General features: G+C 45.8%; 15 protein-coding genes. 2 read left to right on the forward strand and 13 right to left on the reverse strand.

What is annotated here, in order from left to right; genetic code table 11:
* Positions 1-21: 21 nt before the first annotated feature.
* From pcaF to paaA, 10 genes are read right to left on the reverse strand one after another with little or no spacing between them, the layout of a single operon-like run.
* Positions 22-1,224 (reverse strand): 3-oxoadipyl-CoA thiolase, encoded by a 1,203-nt coding sequence (gene pcaF, locus J6836_RS18505; protein ID WP_219245331.1) that lies wholly within the window; start codon positions 1,222-1,224, stop codon positions 22-24.
* The gene (paaI, locus tag J6836_RS18510) at positions 1,217-1,660 is read right to left on the reverse strand and encodes a hydroxyphenylacetyl-CoA thioesterase PaaI (protein ID WP_219245332.1); all 444 of its coding nucleotides are present in this window, start codon (positions 1,658-1,660) and stop codon (positions 1,217-1,219) included. Before paaI ends, pcaF begins: the two co-directional genes overlap by 8 nt.
* Complete coding sequence (locus J6836_RS18515; protein WP_219245333.1) at positions 1,657-3,207, reverse strand: 3-hydroxyacyl-CoA dehydrogenase; 1,551 nt, start codon at positions 3,205-3,207, stop codon at positions 1,657-1,659. Before J6836_RS18515 ends, paaI begins: the two co-directional genes overlap by 4 nt.
* Before the next feature lie 2 nt (positions 3,208-3,209).
* The gene (gene paaG, locus J6836_RS18520; RefSeq protein ID WP_219245334.1) at positions 3,210-4,004 is read right to left on the reverse strand and encodes a 2-(1,2-epoxy-1,2-dihydrophenyl)acetyl-CoA isomerase PaaG; all 795 of its coding nucleotides are present in this window, start codon (positions 4,002-4,004) and stop codon (positions 3,210-3,212) included.
* 2 nt (positions 4,005-4,006) lie between these two features.
* Positions 4,007-4,780 (reverse strand): 2,3-dehydroadipyl-CoA hydratase PaaF, encoded by a 774-nt coding sequence (gene paaF, locus J6836_RS18525; protein ID WP_219245335.1) that lies wholly within the window; start codon positions 4,778-4,780, stop codon positions 4,007-4,009.
* Between the two features lie 8 nt (positions 4,781-4,788).
* Positions 4,789-5,847: a 1,2-phenylacetyl-CoA epoxidase subunit PaaE gene (paaE, locus tag J6836_RS18530; protein WP_219245336.1), complete on the reverse strand. Its 1,059-nt coding sequence runs from the start codon at positions 5,845-5,847 to the stop codon at positions 4,789-4,791.
* Between the two features lie 10 nt (positions 5,848-5,857).
* Positions 5,858-6,367, reverse strand: coding sequence for a 1,2-phenylacetyl-CoA epoxidase subunit PaaD (gene paaD / locus J6836_RS18535; protein WP_219245337.1), 510 nt, complete (start codon positions 6,365-6,367; stop codon positions 5,858-5,860).
* 4 nt (positions 6,368-6,371) lie between these two features.
* Positions 6,372-7,130 (reverse strand): 1,2-phenylacetyl-CoA epoxidase subunit PaaC, encoded by a 759-nt coding sequence (gene paaC, locus J6836_RS18540; RefSeq protein WP_219245338.1) that lies wholly within the window; start codon positions 7,128-7,130, stop codon positions 6,372-6,374.
* Between the two features lie 10 nt (positions 7,131-7,140).
* Positions 7,141-7,428 carry a 1,2-phenylacetyl-CoA epoxidase subunit PaaB gene (paaB, locus tag J6836_RS18545; protein WP_219245339.1) on the reverse strand — a complete coding sequence of 96 codons (288 nt, stop codon included), beginning with the start codon at positions 7,426-7,428 and terminating at the stop codon, positions 7,141-7,143.
* A 33-nt stretch (positions 7,429-7,461) separates the two neighbouring features.
* Positions 7,462-8,400 carry a 1,2-phenylacetyl-CoA epoxidase subunit PaaA gene (paaA, locus tag J6836_RS18550; RefSeq protein WP_219245340.1) on the reverse strand — a complete coding sequence of 313 codons (939 nt, stop codon included), beginning with the start codon at positions 8,398-8,400 and terminating at the stop codon, positions 7,462-7,464.
* 323 nt (positions 8,401-8,723) lie between these two features.
* Here paaA and paaZ point away from each other — a divergent pair, with 323 nt between their 5' ends.
* Both paaZ and J6836_RS18560 read left to right on the forward strand, forming a co-directional pair.
* Positions 8,724-10,787, forward strand: a complete 2,064-nt coding sequence (gene paaZ, locus J6836_RS18555) for a phenylacetic acid degradation bifunctional protein PaaZ (protein WP_219245341.1) — start codon at positions 8,724-8,726, stop codon at positions 10,785-10,787.
* Between the two features lie 85 nt (positions 10,788-10,872).
* The gene (locus J6836_RS18560) at positions 10,873-11,634 is read left to right on the forward strand and encodes a class I SAM-dependent methyltransferase (RefSeq protein ID WP_255586262.1); all 762 of its coding nucleotides are present in this window, start codon (positions 10,873-10,875) and stop codon (positions 11,632-11,634) included.
* A 4-nt stretch (positions 11,635-11,638) separates the two neighbouring features.
* Here J6836_RS18560 and J6836_RS18565 read toward each other — a convergent pair whose 3' ends face one another.
* Genes J6836_RS18565 through proP form a run of 3 tightly spaced genes read right to left on the reverse strand, consistent with a single transcriptional unit; the run spans position 11,639 to position 14,986 of the window.
* Positions 11,639-11,950, reverse strand: a complete 312-nt coding sequence (locus J6836_RS18565; RefSeq protein ID WP_219245342.1) for a monooxygenase — start codon at positions 11,948-11,950, stop codon at positions 11,639-11,641.
* 60 nt (positions 11,951-12,010) lie between these two features.
* Positions 12,011-13,459 carry a deoxyribodipyrimidine photo-lyase gene (gene phrB, locus J6836_RS18570; RefSeq protein ID WP_219245343.1) on the reverse strand — a complete coding sequence of 483 codons (1,449 nt, stop codon included), beginning with the start codon at positions 13,457-13,459 and terminating at the stop codon, positions 12,011-12,013.
* 24 nt (positions 13,460-13,483) lie between these two features.
* Complete coding sequence (proP, locus tag J6836_RS18575; protein ID WP_219245344.1) at positions 13,484-14,986, reverse strand: glycine betaine/L-proline transporter ProP; 1,503 nt, start codon at positions 14,984-14,986, stop codon at positions 13,484-13,486.
* Between the last annotated feature and the right edge of the window lie 349 nt (positions 14,987-15,335).

A 15,335-nucleotide genomic window follows, 5' to 3' on the forward strand; every position in this document is an offset into this window, starting at 1 on the left:
TTATTGATATGAATACGTTGTTCAGACTCGTTCGATAATCATGGCGATGCCTTGCCCTACGCCAATACACATGGTGCATAGGGCATAGCGGCCTTGTTTGCGATGAAGTTCATTAATCGCGGCGATGGCTAACCTTGCACCACTCATTCCTAAAGGGTGACCTAAGGAAATCGCTCCGCCGTTCGGGTTTACGTGTGGCGCGTCATCGGGTAAGCCTAGTCCCCTCAATACGGCGATGGCTTGTGCGGCAAATGCTTCGTTTAACTCAATGACATCCATTTGGTCGATAGTTAACCCCGCCATTTTTAAGACTTTTTGTGAGGCTGGTAACGGGCCAATCCCCATCAGTCGTGGTTCAACGCCACAAGTGGCGGTAGCAACAATGCGAGCCCGAGGGGTTAAGCCTTGCTGTTTCGCGATTTGTTCGGATGCAATGATTAACGCGGCAGCGCCATCATTCACACCAGAAGCATTACCCGCAGTTACCGTGCCGTTTTCACGAAATGGTGTTTTCAGCTTTTGTAATTGCTCAAAAGTGGTTTCTGCACGAGGGTGTTCATCTTCGGTAACCACGATTTCGTTTTTACGTTGTTTAATGGTGACAGGGATAATTTCTTGCGCAAAAATACCGTTAACTTTTGCAATTTCAGTGCGTTGTTGGCTGCGTAGTGCAAATGCATCTTGGTCTTCACGGCTGATTTTGTAGGTTTCAGCCACATTTTCAGCGGTCTCTGGCATGGAGTCAGTGCCACATTGTTGTTCCATTAATGGGTTGATAAACCGCCAACCGATTGTGGTATCAAACACTTGTGCTTGGCGCGAAAAAGCGGCCTCCTGTTTTCCCATCACAAAAGGCGCGCGGCTCATCGACTCGACACCTCCTGCAATCATTAACCCGGATTCACCTGCTTTAATACTGCGAGCGGCAAGTGCGATAGCATCCAGCCCTGAGCCACATAAGCGGTTGATGGTTGTGCCTGAAACCGAAATGGGTAAGCCAGACAATAAACCCGCCATGCGAGCGACGTTGCGATTGTCTTCACCCGCTTGGTTTGCGCAACCTAAAATAATATCATCGGTCAATGACCAATCTAATTGTGGGTGCCTTGCCATCAAGGCTTTTAATGGTAAAGTGGCGAGGTCATCAGGACGTAGAGAAGAAAGTGTGCCGCCATAACGGCCTATCGGTGTACGAACACCGTCGCAAATATAAGCATCAATCATGGTGGTTTTCCTCTAAACGGTGCCCTAAGCGATGAGAACGACCTTGGAATAAGGCAAGTATTTTCCCGTCTTGGTTAGTTATCTCGACTTCGTATAGCCCGTTGCGCTTACCTTGGTGCTTCATTGTTGCGGTAGCTGTCAGTAAGTCCCCTTCAAAGCCTGGGCGGACAAAATCAATTGAGCACATCGACGCAACAGCAGCATACCCTTGGCTATTACAGGCGTAAGCAAATGCCGTGTCGGCAAGACTAAACAGTTGCCCGCCATGGCAGGTTTTATGACCATTAAGCATCTTTGCAGTGATTGGCATCTTTAATTGCGCAAAGCCATCTTCGACTTTTTCAATCGACATACCCATTGCTTTTGCACATGCATCATCGCGATACATAATGTGAGCTGATTGTTGAGCAGTCGTGATATTTGGTACTGAAATCATAGGGACTCCTTGAAGGATAAAGACTGATAACCCGCAGCTAACTGTTTAAGTAATGGATTGGGGCGATAACGGTTATCGCCATAAAACTGCACGAGTTGCTCAAGTACTGATAACACGCGTGTCCAACCCAGTTGAGCCCCCCAAGCGAGTGGGCCTTTGGGGTAATTCACGCCAAAGCGCATGGCATTGTCGGTATCTTGTACAGTCGCAACACCTTTATTCACTACATCGAGCGCTTCATTGCATAACATTGCAACTGTTCTCATCGTTAAGAGCGCAGGGTAATCAGGCAGTACAATCACGTTTTTTCCAAGGGACTGGAAAAAGGCAATGGCGTGCTGGTTTTGTTGCGTACTGTTTTGCGTTGCGCAGGTTAGCGTGATGGCGGTTGAGGCAAGGTAATTTGCCGATAAATCAAAGAAAACCACCGCTTGGTTATATCGTTGCGCATAATATGATGCCAATTCACCATTTGTTAACATAATAATAACGTCATTAACAATGAGGGTGGGGGATTGATTTGATTGTTGTGCTAATCCTTCGAGTGAGATCCCATTTTCAGATAAAAGCCGCGCAAACTCAGGAAATATCTGCCAATCGCCACGAATTTTTACATCTTGGGGATGGCTAAGATGCACTTTTGCTGCAAATGACGCAGTGGGATGTGGTTTATTATCATCATAATGATAGAAACCTTGTTTTGATTTACGGCCAAAATGCCCCGCTTGCACTAATTCCAATTGCATTAATGAGGTTTGAAATCGCGGGTCATAACCGAATGCCTGAAATACAGATTCCGTCACGGCATAGTTAACATCATGACCAATTAAATCAGTGAGTTGTAATGGCCCCATCGCAAAGCCACCAGCATCGCGCAGTACGCTGTCTAATGTGGCTGGGGAGGCAACTTGCTCTTCAAGGGCGCGTAAAGTCTCAGCATAAAAAGGCCTTGCAACACGATTAACAATAAAACCGGGTGTTGAGCGGCAAATAACGGGTACTTTCCCCCATGAGAGAGTTAATGCTTTCAATTGTTCAATCACTTCAAGTGATGTTTCTAGACCACGAATGACTTCAACCAATTTCATCACTGGGGCGGGGTTAAAAAAGTGCAATCCCGCAAGCCGTTCAGGGTGTTTCAAGTGGCAACCAATCGCTGTAATCGACAATGAAGAGGTGTTACTCGCAAATATCGTTGATTCGCGACAAATATCTTCAAGTTCAGCGAAAATAGCTTGTTTTATTGTCAGTCTTTCTGCAACAGCTTCAATGACAAGCTGAGCGCTCGACAATTCAGATAAGCTGTTAGCAACATGGATGTTGGCAATGAGCGCTTCTGCGGTTTTCGACTCAGCTTTTCCTTGTTCGACTCGTTTACGCAAACGTTGCGCCATGGTGTTTAATGAACGGGTTAATACATCTTGGTTCATATCAAACAGTAAAACGGTGAGACCTGCAGTGGCGGCCACTTGTGCAATACCAATACCCATGGTGCCAGCGCCGATAACGGCGACTGTCTTGATGGCATAATTCAAAGGGAGTGTCATGCTTATCGCCCCTTAAACTGTGGTTCGCGTTTGTTTAAAAAAGCATTTACCCCTTCGCGATAGTCTTCACTTCGCCCCCCTAAACGCTGCAAATCACGCTCAAGGTCTAGCTGTTCGTCTAGGGTGTTGGTTGCTGCACAGTAAATGGCTTTTTTGATAAGACCAAGACCATAGGTGGGTTGTGTCGCAAGGTGTTGAGCTAGTTGCAAAACGGTGTCTGTGAGTGCCTCATTTTCAGTAACTTGCCAAATCATTCCCCATTGCAATGCTTGCTCTGCACTGATTTTGTCTCCCAATAATGCCATACCCATTGCTCTGGCGTGCCCAGCGAGTTGGGGTAAAAACCAGCTTCCTCCTGAGTCAGGAACTAGGCCTAGGCGGCAAAATGATTGAATAAAACTCGCGCTTTTGGCAGCGATAACGATATCCCCAGCGAGTGCGATAGCTGCACCTGCACCTGCTGCGACACCATTGACGGCACAAATAATTGGTTTTGGTAAAGCGGTAAGACGGCGGATCAGCGGGTTATAATAGGTTTCCACAGAAAAACCCAGATCAGGCACTTCGCTACCCACGCTGACATTACGATCGTTGAGATCTTGCCCTGCACAAAAGCCGCGGCCTGCACCCGTGATCACTAAGCAACGTACGGAATCGTCACGTTCTGCAATTTTGATGGCATCACTTAACTGGCGGTGCATTTCATCGTTAAAGCTATTGAGCCTATCAGGGCGGTTTAAGGTGATGGTGAGAACCCCATTTTCCAGTGCGGTGAGGATCATCGCTTCGTTTGTCATTTTTATTGTCCTGTAAACTGAGGTGGGCGTTTTTCGAAGAAAGCATCGATCCCTTCTTGGCGATCTTGCGTGCCTGCTAAGGCCACAAAATATTGGCGCTCCAGCTGTAACCCCTCAGTAAGGTGGCTATCTTGGGCGTGAACTAAGGCGGCCTTTGCTGCGCGCACAGCTAAAGGTGCGTGGGTTGCAATACGTTGCGCAAGCTGCTGAGCGCGTTCGAGAACCAAATCATCGACACAAATTTCACTGACTAACCCCGCTTGGAGTGCGCGTTTAGCATTAATCGATTCCCCTGTTAGTACCATTTGCATGGCTAAAGATTTGCCTACTGCACGGATCAAACGTTGCGTACCGCCCGCCCCGGGCATTAAACCGAGGGTAATTTCGGGCAACCCAAAACGGGTGGATTCTCCAGCAATCACCATGTCACTGGCGAGGAGCAGTTCGAAGCCCGCTCCAAGTGCATACCCATTGGCGGCAGCGATAATGGGTTTTGATATCATGGATAAACGACGCCACACTTGAGGACGTTTATCTATCATCGCACTGGCGATAGTTTGCTGTTGTAGCTCTTTAAGATCTGCGCCTGCTGCAAAGAATCGCGGGTTGCCAGTGATCACTATCGCACCAATTTGCGCATTGTTATCAGCCGCTTCAAGGTGTTGTACCAGGAGTTCAAGGCACGGTGTGCTGAGTGCGTTGCGCACTTCGGGGCGGTTCAACGTTAGGGTGAGAACGCGCTGGTTTTGTTGAGATAAAATCCACGGATTTTCCATTACGCTTCCTATACGTCAAAGTCTAAAACAACGCCATCGCCCTTCGGCCATGCTTGGCAACTTAAGATGTACCCATCGGCGATTTGGTCTGGTTCGAGGCTGTAGTTGACGCCCATTTCCACTTCCCCTGAGCGCAATTTGCATTTACAAGTTGCGCACACGCCCCCTTTACATGCGTATGGCAGGTCGGCACCTTGGCGCAATGCTGCATCTAAGATGCTGTCATCTTGGCTGTCCATACTGATATCTAAGGTGCGCCCATCGAGGTGAATACTGACTTGGCGTGTTTCATTAGACTGCACTGAAGTCGGTTTAAATTTTGCCCCTGATGTGTTGAAGCGCTCAGTGTGAACGAATTCTTTTGGCATGCCGTAATTGACGAGGGTGTCATGCACTTCATCCATCATACTTTCAGGGCCGCAGATAAACGCACGGTCAAATTGTTTGAAATTTAACAATGTATTGCCTAATGCAGAAAGCTGCTGTTGGCTAATACGACCGCTAAGAAGTTCGCTATCTTGAGGTTCTTGGCTAAAGAGATAAAGCACTTGAAAACGCGCAGCAAAACGGTTTTTTAAGTCCGCAATATTTTCTTTAAACATCACTGAACGGCTATTACGATTGCCATAAATCAACACAAAGTGGCTTTTAGGTTCGGTTTGCAATGTGGCTTTAATGATGGAAAGCAAAGGGGTGATCCCAGAGCCTGCCGCAACGGCGAGGTAGTGTGCATGGGTATGTGTTTCAGGCTGGTAGCCAAACTGCCCCTGCGGGATCATCACATCGAGGCTATCGCCGACGTTCAGTTGTTGATTGATAAAATTAGAAAAGCGCCCTTCATAAATAGCTTTTACACCAATTTTTAGTGTCTCTTCGTCGGGTGAGCTGCAAATGGAGTAGCAGCGGCGCAAATTTTCACCATTAATGGCGGCTTTTAAGGTGAGGTGTTGCCCAGGGCGATAGCGATATTGTTCGCGCAAGGCGTCAGGAACATTGAACGCCACCGCAACGGCGTCAGGGGTGTCGCGCTCAATGGCGGCAATACTTAAACGATGAAATACAGTCATATGAATGCCCCTAAATACATTTAAAGTAATCAAACGGCTCTAAGCATTCGGTGCATTTATATAATGCTTTGCATGCTGTTGAACCAAATTCGCTAATTTTTTCCGTTTGTTCGCTATCACAGCGTGGGCAGCGAATCGCCCCTTTGTGTTCAGGGTGCTCGCAAGAGGTGCCTTGTGGCGGTGCGATACCAAATTCGCGCAAGCGCCTTTTGGCATCTTGATTCATCCAATCGGTTGTCCACGCAGGAGTTAGCATCACTTCGATATCAACCTGTTCGAAACCTGCATCACCCAAAATGGTTTTAATTTCATTAATTAAAAACTCAGTGGCTGGGCAACCGGAATACGTGGGTGTAAAAATAACTTTCCAACCTTGATCGCTTGGAAGCACATTGCGGATCATGCCAAGATCAGTAATAGAGAGTGCAGGCAGCTCAGGATCGGGAATTTGATGCAGCTGTTGCCAGATCTGATGAACTTGGGGTGATTGAAGCTCGCTTAATTGCAGTCTCTGTTCCATTGCATCACCACTGGCTATTTGGGTAAGCGCGTTGCATAAATTGCAATTGCGTTAAGAGTAGGCCGAGATGCTCAGTGTGGCTGCCTTGCTTGCCCCCTAAACGGTAAGCGTCTTTCTCAGGCACGCTGAGTGTAGCGTCATCAAAAGTTTCTGTGATAGTGGTTAACCATGCGTCTTTCAATGAACGAGGATCAACGGCCAGACCTGCTTCACTAAGGGTAATTTCAATGTTATCTGCGTGGAAAAGCTCACCTGTAAAGCGCCATAATTCATTGATGGAACGTTGGATTCGTCGGTGGCTTTCCGCCGTGCCATCCCCTAAACGGATAATCCAATTACGGCTAAAGCGTAAGTGGTAAATGGCCTCTTTGAGGGATTTTTCTGCGATAGCTGAAAGTTGTTCATCACGACTATGAATTAGGGATTCATATAATGGAACGTGATAAGCATCCATAAAGAACTGGCGCACTAAAGTGTCACCAAAGTCATTATTTGGTTGCTCAACGAGTAACAAATTGCTGAATTCTCGCTCATCGCGCAGAAAAGCCAGTTTGTCTTCATCACTTCCATTGCCTTTTAGCTGGGCGGCGTAACTTAAAAAATTGCGAGCTTGCCCCAGTAAATCAAGGCCAATATTGGAGAGCGCAAGGTCGATTTCAAGTTCAGGGGCATGTCCGCACCACTCACACAGGCGTTGAGCCAGAATTAAGGGGGAGTCACCGAGTCGTAACGTGTAATAATGGAGCAGTTCTTGCTGATTCATGGACGACTCCTTACATGTTCTTAATGCCATCAGGGATGGTATAAAACGTCGGGTGGCGGTAAACCTTGGTGTCTGCTGGGTCAAAAAACATGCCTTTATCTTCAGGTTGTGAAGCAATTAAATACGCTGCTTTGACGACCCAAATGGAACAGCCTTCGCTGCGTCGGGTATAGGCATCGCGAGCATTTTCCAGTGCCATTTGGTCATCTGCAGCATGTAAACTTCCCACATGACGATGGGCTAAACCCTGTTTACTGCGAACAAAAACTTCATATAAAGGCCAGTCTTGGTTACTCATGGTATTTTCCTTTTCTCGGCTTCGATCAGTAAGTTAAGCGGCTGATTTCACAGTTTTTTGCTTGCGGCTATGTGCCATGGCACCTTCACGCACCCATGCGCCGTCTTCCCAGCCTTTGCGCTTTGCACTGAGGCGTTCATGGTTACAAATGCCGTTACCTTTGAGCACTTGGTAAAACTCTGCCCAATCAATTTCCCCAAAGCGGTAGTGACCTAGCTCATCGTCCCAAATTAAATCAGGGTCAGGGATGGTCATACCGAGTGCTTCGACTTGTGGCACCGTGTTGTCGACAAATTTTTGGCGCAGCTCGTCATTACTGAAACGTTTGATTTTCCACGCCATACTTTGAGCACTGTGCGGGGAATCAGAGTCATTTGGGCCAAACATGGTTAGAACAGGCCACCAAAAGCGGTTTATCGCATCTTGCAGCATGGCTTTTTGTTCATCAGTTCCTTGTGCCAGCGCCATTACAGCTTCATAGCCTTGGCGCTGGTGGAAACTTTCTTCCTTACAAATTTTCACCATGGCACGAGCATACGGGCCGTACGAGGCTCGGCACAGCGCAACTTGGTTCACTATTGCGGCGCCATCCACTAACCAGCCAACTACCCCGACATCCGCCCAATTCAGCGTGGGATAATTAAAAATGGAGGAATATTTCATTTTTTCATCAAGCAGCTTTTGATAGATATCTTGGCGGGAGCAGCCAAGCGTCTCCGCAGCGCTGTAGAGGTATAAACCGTGGCCTGCCTCATCTTGAATTTTGGCCAGTAATATCGCTTTGCGACGTAGTGTAGGTGCTCGCGTTAGCCAGTTGGCCTCTGGAAGCATCCCCACCACTTCAGAGTGGGCATGTTGGCCTATTTGGCGGATAAGGTTCTGCCGATAGGCATCGGGCATCCAATCCCTGGGCTCGATGGAAACATCTGCTTCGATTTTGGCTTCGAAGTTAGCCTGATTTATATTGCTCATTGATTTTTCCATTAAGTGATTCAAAAATTAATTTTTAAATTAAAATATCGAATCATATTTATTTAACATCAATGCTAGAAATTGTTAACAAAAAGATCAATATTCATTAGCTTGGTTTTGCGATGCGTCTCACAAGGTTTTATTTTAAATTCAATTAAAACATGATAATAAAGATGCCGTTTTTTATGTGTATTTGGTGATGGAATGGGTTTAATGACGAATTTGTTCTTAGTTTGTTAAATTTAATGTGGCATCTGTGATTGTTTTTATGATACATATTTAAGTATCGGTTTTGTTTATTACCTTTATTTCTGGAGACGGATATGCAGCATTTAACAAGTTACATTATGGGGAAGTGGGTACAGGGTAAGGGGAAAGAGCGGACGATTTACCATGCGTTAACCAATCAAGCTTTATATGCAGTGACAACAGAGGGGCTTCCGCTATCCGAGAGTCTGGCCTATGGGAGAAATGTAGGTGGAGCAGCGTTATCTGCGATGACATTTCAGCAACGGGGTCAGATGCTAAAAGCGGTTGCCAAGTACCTGTTAGAACATAAAGCCGAACTCTATGCGATTTCTGCGCAAACTGGGGCAACGAAAACAGATAGCTGGGTGGATATTGAAGGGGGGATCGGGACGCTATTCGCCTATTCAGGGTTAGCAAGTAGAGAGCTTCCCGATGACACTATTTGGCCTGAGGGCGATATGGTTCCCTTGTCTAAACAGGGGCAATTTATTGGTCACCATATTTTGACATCTCGCCGTGGTGTTGCGCTGCATATTAATGCGTTTAACTTTCCTTGTTGGGGAATGTTAGAAAAATTGGCACCGACATGGTTAGCTGGCATGCCTGCCATTATTAAACCTGCAACGGCATCCGCCCAAGTTACCCAAGCGATGGTGAAATTGATGACTGACAGCGGTCTTGTCCCAGAAGGGGCTATTCAGCTAGTTTGTGGCGGTGTTGGGGATATGTTTGATTACCTTGATTTTGAGGACGTGGTGACGTTCACAGGGGCAGCCTCTACAGGGCAAAAGCTTAAATCCCACCCTCGCATTATTGAAAAATCGGTGCCTTTCACTATGGAAGCCGATTCGCTGAACTGTGCAATTTTAGGTAATGACGTTCAACCAGAACAGCCTGAATTTGCATTGTTTATCAAAGAAGTTACCCGTGAAATGATTGCGAAAGCGGGGCAAAAATGTACGGCAATTCGCCGCATTATTGTGCCGCAAAACCAGTTAGATAATGTCAAACAGGCGCTACTTAAGCGCTTATCAGGTACCACAATGGGTGACCCTGCGGTTGATGGGGTTCGTATGGGGGCGTTGATTAATTTAGAGCAGCGGCAAGATGTGCAAGCTAAAGTGGATTATCTGCGTAGCAATGGTTGTGAGGTGCTCTGCGGTGGGCAGTTCGAACAATTAGACGTCATTGGTGCGAATAGTCAAAACGGTGCATTTTACCCTCCAACACTCTTGTATTGTGCAGAGCCGTTTAAATCTTCAGCCGTTCATGAAACCGAGGCTTTTGGCCCAGTTTCTACACTAATGAGTTACGAAAATCTTGAGCAAGCGGTACAGCTTGCCATTTTAGGGGGCGGCAGCCTTGCAGGTACATTAGTGACAGCGGATGCACAAGTTGCACAGTCGGTGATTCGTGCGAGTGCGCGAGCACATGGCCGCATGTTGGTGCTAAATGAGGCATCAGCAGTAGAGTCCACAGGGCATGGTTCGCCATTGCCACTTTTAGTACATGGAGGACCTGGGCGTGCAGGCGGTGGGGAGGAACTTGGTGGGTTGAGAGCAGTGATGCATTATATGCAGCGCACGGCAATTCAAGCTAGCCCATCAATGTTAACTGCTATTAACCAGCAGTGGCTCCGTGGTGCAGATACCGTTGCTGATGTTGTTCATCCTTTTAGAAAATATTTCGAAGATTTAGTGATTGGCGATACTTTGCTTACCGCAAGGCGTACCGTCACAGAAGCGGATATTACGAACTTTGCTTGCCTTAGTGGTGATAATTTCTATGTTCACGTCGATAAAATCGGCGCGGCACAATCCTTGTTTGGCGAGCGTATCGCACACGGTTATTTTGTGGTCTCAGCGGCGGCGGGTTTATTTGTTGATGCAGGGGTTGGTCCTGTTATCGCGAATTACGGGATGGAAAACTTGCGTTTTATCGAACCTGTAAAAATCGGTGATACCATTCAAGTTCGCCTAACGTGCAAGAAAAAGATTAAAAAGCCTCAAAAATTAGCTGAAGATAAACCAAACGGTGTTGTTGAATGGGATGTGCAGGTATTCAACCAGGAGGGTACAGCCGTAGCGCTTTATAGCATTTTAACGCTAGTGGAGCGCCGAACTGGGGATTTTCACTGATTAATCAGCCATGAACAAATAGGTGCTTTTTCAATCATTTTCTGTTGTGATGGGGAAATGGCCAACAGAATGTAAGGAAGCAGAGATGAAAACGCACCACCAAGCGGTTTATCAACAATTTGATGAGCAAGCTAACGCCTATTTAACCAGCACAGTTCATGCTCAGGGGGAAGATTTACTCGCTTTACAGCAGCGGCTACAAGGTTGTCAGGGTGAAGACATTCTTGATCTTGGTTGTGGTGCGGGGCACGCAAGTTTTTGTGCGGCACCATGGGTAAAATCGGTCACTGCTTATGATTTATCTGACTCGATGTTGAATGTCGTGGCAAAGAGTGCACAGGAGCGCCAGCTAACCAATATTACTACGAGCAAGGGCACAGCGGAGCAATTGCCGTTTGCGGACAATCATTTTGATCGGGTGATTAGCCGCTATTCTGCGCACCATTGGCATGATGTCGAAAAAGCGCTGCGTGAGGTTCACCGTGTCCTGAAAGTCGGTGGAAAAGGTATTTTTATCGATGTTGTCTCGCCGGGCCATCCATTATTGGATATTTACCTGCAAACCGTTGAAGTGCTAAGGGATACGTCGCATATTCGTGATTATTCTGCAGGAGAATGGTCAGGGATGTTTAATAATGCTGGGCTATTTGTTAGTGGGGTTCAAAGCTTTCGTTTACCCCTTGAGTTTACCAGTTGGGTCGAGCGGATGCGAACGCCAAAACCGTTGGTTGAGGCAATTCGCCAATTCCAAAATACTCTCAGTGATGAGGCAAAACAGCATTTTGCAGTACAAGCAGACGGTTCATTTACTTCTGACGTAATGCTGTTTGAATTTCATCGCCAATAAGTGCTTATTTCGCAATAAACTGCGCTTGGTTAAGTTGGCTGAGCGCAGTATTTACAGCAAAAATTTCACCTCTGACATCAGGCACGCCAAAGGCTTTTAAACGTGCACTGTGTTTGGCTAAGTAAGCTTTTGCCTCTAACTCAGAAGCAAACAGGTAAACGCCACCCGCCATTTGGGTATGTTGGTTTTCAGTCCAAATTTTCCAGATAAAACCGGGTTCTTGGTTGATTGACTCAGCTAAATCATTCATTGCTGTTGTCATTTCTTCGCCCCATGGGCCTTGGTATGGGAAGTCTACCTGTAAAATTACGCTCATTGATTGCATCTCCTTATTGTTAGGTCTGCATAATACCCATTAACACAAATAATAACTTTGCTATTTATCGTATTTAAGACTATTGCGTTTACCTGCTTCAAACGCTTCCAGTGTGTTTAAACGCGCTTGTTTGTGATCAACGATAGGCTTAGGGTAATCAATGGTTGTATTGTTTTCTTCTGCCCATTCATGAGGGGTATGGATATATTTATCCGGGATATCCCCTAATTCGGGGAGCCAATGGCGAATAAACGAGCCTTGTGCATCAAATTTTTTCCCTTGTGTGGTTGGGTTGAAAATACGAAACCACGGAGAGGCATCCACACCTGTAGAGGCAGACCATTGCCAGCCACCATTATTGGCCGCTAAAGTCCCATCAATGAGCTGGGCCATAAAGTATTTCTCCCCTTTTCGCCAATCGATGAGCAAATCTTTGACTAAGAAGCTTGCCACAATCATTCGTAACCGATTATGCATCCAGCCAGTGGTATTCAGCTGGCGCATGGCCGCATCAACAATTGGGTAGCCCGTTTTTCCGCTTTTCCATGCTTCAAAATCGGTAGGTGAATCATTCCAGTGAATATATTGCGTCCATTGAATAAAGGGCTGGTGGCGGCACAAGTGAGGAAATGCCACTAAGAGGTGAGTATAAAATTCACGCCAAATTAGTTCGTTTAACCAAGTGAATGCGCCGCTATCAGGGTAGTCAAGAACCTGTGGGTTTTCAGTTTGTAAGCGATTGAAGCACTGGCGAGGTGATAGTACTCCAATTGCGAGATACGGTGATAACTGGCTAGTGCCATTAATTGAGGGGAAATCCCTATCGTGTTGGTAATCTGCAACTTTTTGAGCGCAGAACTGCCTGAGCTGTTTTAAGGCGGCTTGTTCACCCGCGGGGAACGGTTGCGCGATATCTTGATGCTCATGGGGAAATAGGGGCGAGGTTGTCTCAATGTTTAATGGCTTTGAACGCTTGTCTGGTGCACGTAATGAACGGCTGTCGGTGACGGTGAGTTGGGTTATAAAAGCACGGCGGAACGGGGTATAAACTTGGTACATTTCGCCTTTTTGATTTGTGACTACGCCTGGAGGCAGTAACAACGCATCGTCAAAAGCATGGATTTGCATTGGTGGTGCGTGTTCTATCAGCCATTCATCGCGCTTTTTTTCATTCCATTCATACTGCCGATTGAAAAACAGGGCATCGGCCTGCTGTTCTTTGGCGTAATCCAGCACCCATTTAGCCGCATCGGTAAAATATGCAGCGGTATGGCAAATAAGCGGAATGCCTAGCTGCGCAAGGGAATGCTGTAATTCCACCAGATTTTGGTGAATAAAGGCGATTTGCCGCGCAGAAACATCGTGTTGTTGCCATTGCTCTGGTGTTGCGGTGTAGAGAGCGATGACATTGGCCTGCGGGTCAGCGCAGGCCGAGGAAAGCGCTTTGTTATCGGTGACGCGTAAATCATGACGAAACCAAATAAGATGACAAATCTGCTTCGCTGCCATCGCTTTCCTCCTCGCGTTGTGATGTTAATCCAATTTAGGGTGCTGATTAATTAACGACTGGCGTTTTTTCTCAAGTTCAGCAATTTGTTGGTCAATATCTTCGACTTTCTGCTCAATATTGTCAAAGTGCTCACTTAAGATTTCTTTCGCTTCTGCTTTATCCGATGCCGCTGGCGTCGCACCACGTAATGGCTTGTTTGCTGTTTCTGGCATACGAATACCGGTGTATAAACCAATTAACGCAATCACCATCAAGTAATAGGCAGGCATATATAAATCCGTGGTGGATTCAACTAACCAAGCTGCAACGGTTGGTGTCGCACCCGCAATTAATACCGAAATATTAAAGGCGATGGCTAAGGCACTATAACGAATATGTGTTGGGAAAATTGCGGGTAAAATTGATGCCATGACCCCAGTAAAACAGTTTAGTAATACCGCTAGGATCAGCAACCCAACAAAAATTAACCCAACTGAGCCGCTGTTAATTAACATAAAAGCAGGGTAAGCCAAGAACACTAAACCAACACTACCGATAATGACAAACGGACGACGGCCAATTTTGTCACTGGTTAAGCCAATCACGGGCTGAACAAATAGCATACCAATCATAATGGCGATAATAATCAACACACCATGGTCAGTTGAATAATTCAGGTTATGTGATAAATAACTTGGCATATAAGTCAGCAACATGTAATACGTGACGTTAGTCGCAATCACTAAACCCACACAAATTAATAAACTTTTCCAATATTTAGATGCTACTTCGCGCACTGAAACCTTTGGCGGATTTTGGATATTGGCTTTATCCTGCTTTTCTAGTGACTCAATGTGCTGCTGGAAAGCGGGAGTCTCTTCAAGGGAATGACGTAGATATAACCCAATGATCCCTAAAGGTAAGGCTAAGAAGAATGGAATTCTCCATCCCCAATCGTGGAAGTTTGCCTCTCCAACAATACTGGAAATCAGGACAACCACACCAGCGCCCAGTACGAAACCCGCAATAGAACCAAAGTCTAACCAGCTTCCCATAAAACCACGTTTACGGTCGGGGGAATACTCAGCAACAAAGATTGCAGCTCCTGAATATTCCCCCCCTACGGAGAAACCTTGTGCTAATTTGGCAACGAGTAACAAAATCGGAGCCCAGATACCAATTCTTTCATAAGACGGGATAAGACCAATACAGAAAGTGCTTATCGCCATAATAATAATGGTCATCGATAACACTTTTTGTCGGCCATATTTATCGCCTAAGATACCAAATACCACGCCCCCTAGCGGCCTAACTAAGAAGGGAACGGAAAATGTTGCTAGTGCAGCAATCATCTGAACACTCGGTGATGCGCCTGGAAAGAAAACTTGACCTAAAACGTAGGCTAAGAAGCCATATACACCAAAGTCAAACCATTCCATCGCATTACCCAGTGAAGCAGCGGTAATTGCTTTTTTTAATTTACCATCATCAATGATTGTAATGTCATTAATATTTAAGGGTTTTTCTTTTTTCTTCTTGAATTTCATAAAACCATCCTCTTAATTGAATTTCAACAACCAGATCAATCGCATTTAAGGTGTGGGTTTTCATACTTTAATAACGTAAAAACCTTATTATTTAGAATAGACGCTGTATGAATATTTGATAAGTTTTAAGTATTTATAGTGACGCTAAATAAAGGGGCGATCCAGCGGGAATAGAGGGAAAAATAAGGCATGTTTTTTTGTAAATAAAGCAAAATTTACCACCTGAAAATAACCAAACAGGTCAACTATGGTACATTAAAATCTTGAAAATGTAAAATCAATGGGCTTTTAATCCATAGTTAACTGTTTAATCGGCGTTTTGTTTTGGGTTGTCAGGTTTATACCAAAA

Origin of the sequence: Providencia sp. R33 (genome assembly GCF_019343475.1) — a bacterium.
GTDB lineage: Bacteria > Pseudomonadota > Gammaproteobacteria > Enterobacterales > Enterobacteriaceae > Providencia.

Bases quoted from the DNA above. Each gene is read 5' to 3' on its own strand.
- phrB (WP_219245343.1), bottom strand. From the start codon at position 13,459: ATGGCAGCGAAGCAGATTTGTCATCTTATTTGGTTTCGTCATGATTTA.
- paaI (WP_219245332.1), bottom strand. From the start codon at position 1,660: ATGATTTCAGTACCAAATATCACGACTGCTCAACAATCAGCTCACATT.
- paaD (WP_219245337.1), bottom strand. From the start codon at position 6,367: ATGGAACAGAGACTGCAATTAAGCGAGCTTCAATCACCCCAAGTTCAT.
- pcaF (WP_219245331.1), bottom strand. From the start codon at position 1,224: ATGATTGATGCTTATATTTGCGACGGTGTTCGTACACCGATAGGCCGT.
- J6836_RS18515 (WP_219245333.1), bottom strand. From the start codon at position 3,207: ATGACACTCCCTTTGAATTATGCCATCAAGACAGTCGCCGTTATCGGC.
- J6836_RS18560 (WP_255586262.1), top strand. From the start codon at position 10,873: ATGAAAACGCACCACCAAGCGGTTTATCAACAATTTGATGAGCAAGCT.
- paaA (WP_219245340.1), bottom strand. From the start codon at position 8,400: ATGAGCAATATAAATCAGGCTAACTTCGAAGCCAAAATCGAAGCAGAT.
- paaC (WP_219245338.1), bottom strand. From the start codon at position 7,130: ATGAATCAGCAAGAACTGCTCCATTATTACACGTTACGACTCGGTGAC.
- paaG (WP_219245334.1), bottom strand. From the start codon at position 4,004: ATGACAAACGAAGCGATGATCCTCACCGCACTGGAAAATGGGGTTCTC.
- paaB (WP_219245339.1), bottom strand. From the start codon at position 7,428: ATGAGTAACCAAGACTGGCCTTTATATGAAGTTTTTGTTCGCAGTAAA.
- paaE (WP_219245336.1), bottom strand. From the start codon at position 5,847: ATGACTGTATTTCATCGTTTAAGTATTGCCGCCATTGAGCGCGACACC.
- proP (WP_219245344.1), bottom strand. From the start codon at position 14,986: ATGAAATTCAAGAAGAAAAAAGAAAAACCCTTAAATATTAATGACATT.
- J6836_RS18565 (WP_219245342.1), bottom strand. From the start codon at position 11,950: ATGAGCGTAATTTTACAGGTAGACTTCCCATACCAAGGCCCATGGGGC.
- paaF (WP_219245335.1), bottom strand. From the start codon at position 4,780: ATGGAAAATCCGTGGATTTTATCTCAACAAAACCAGCGCGTTCTCACC.
- paaZ (WP_219245341.1), top strand. From the start codon at position 8,724: ATGCAGCATTTAACAAGTTACATTATGGGGAAGTGGGTACAGGGTAAG.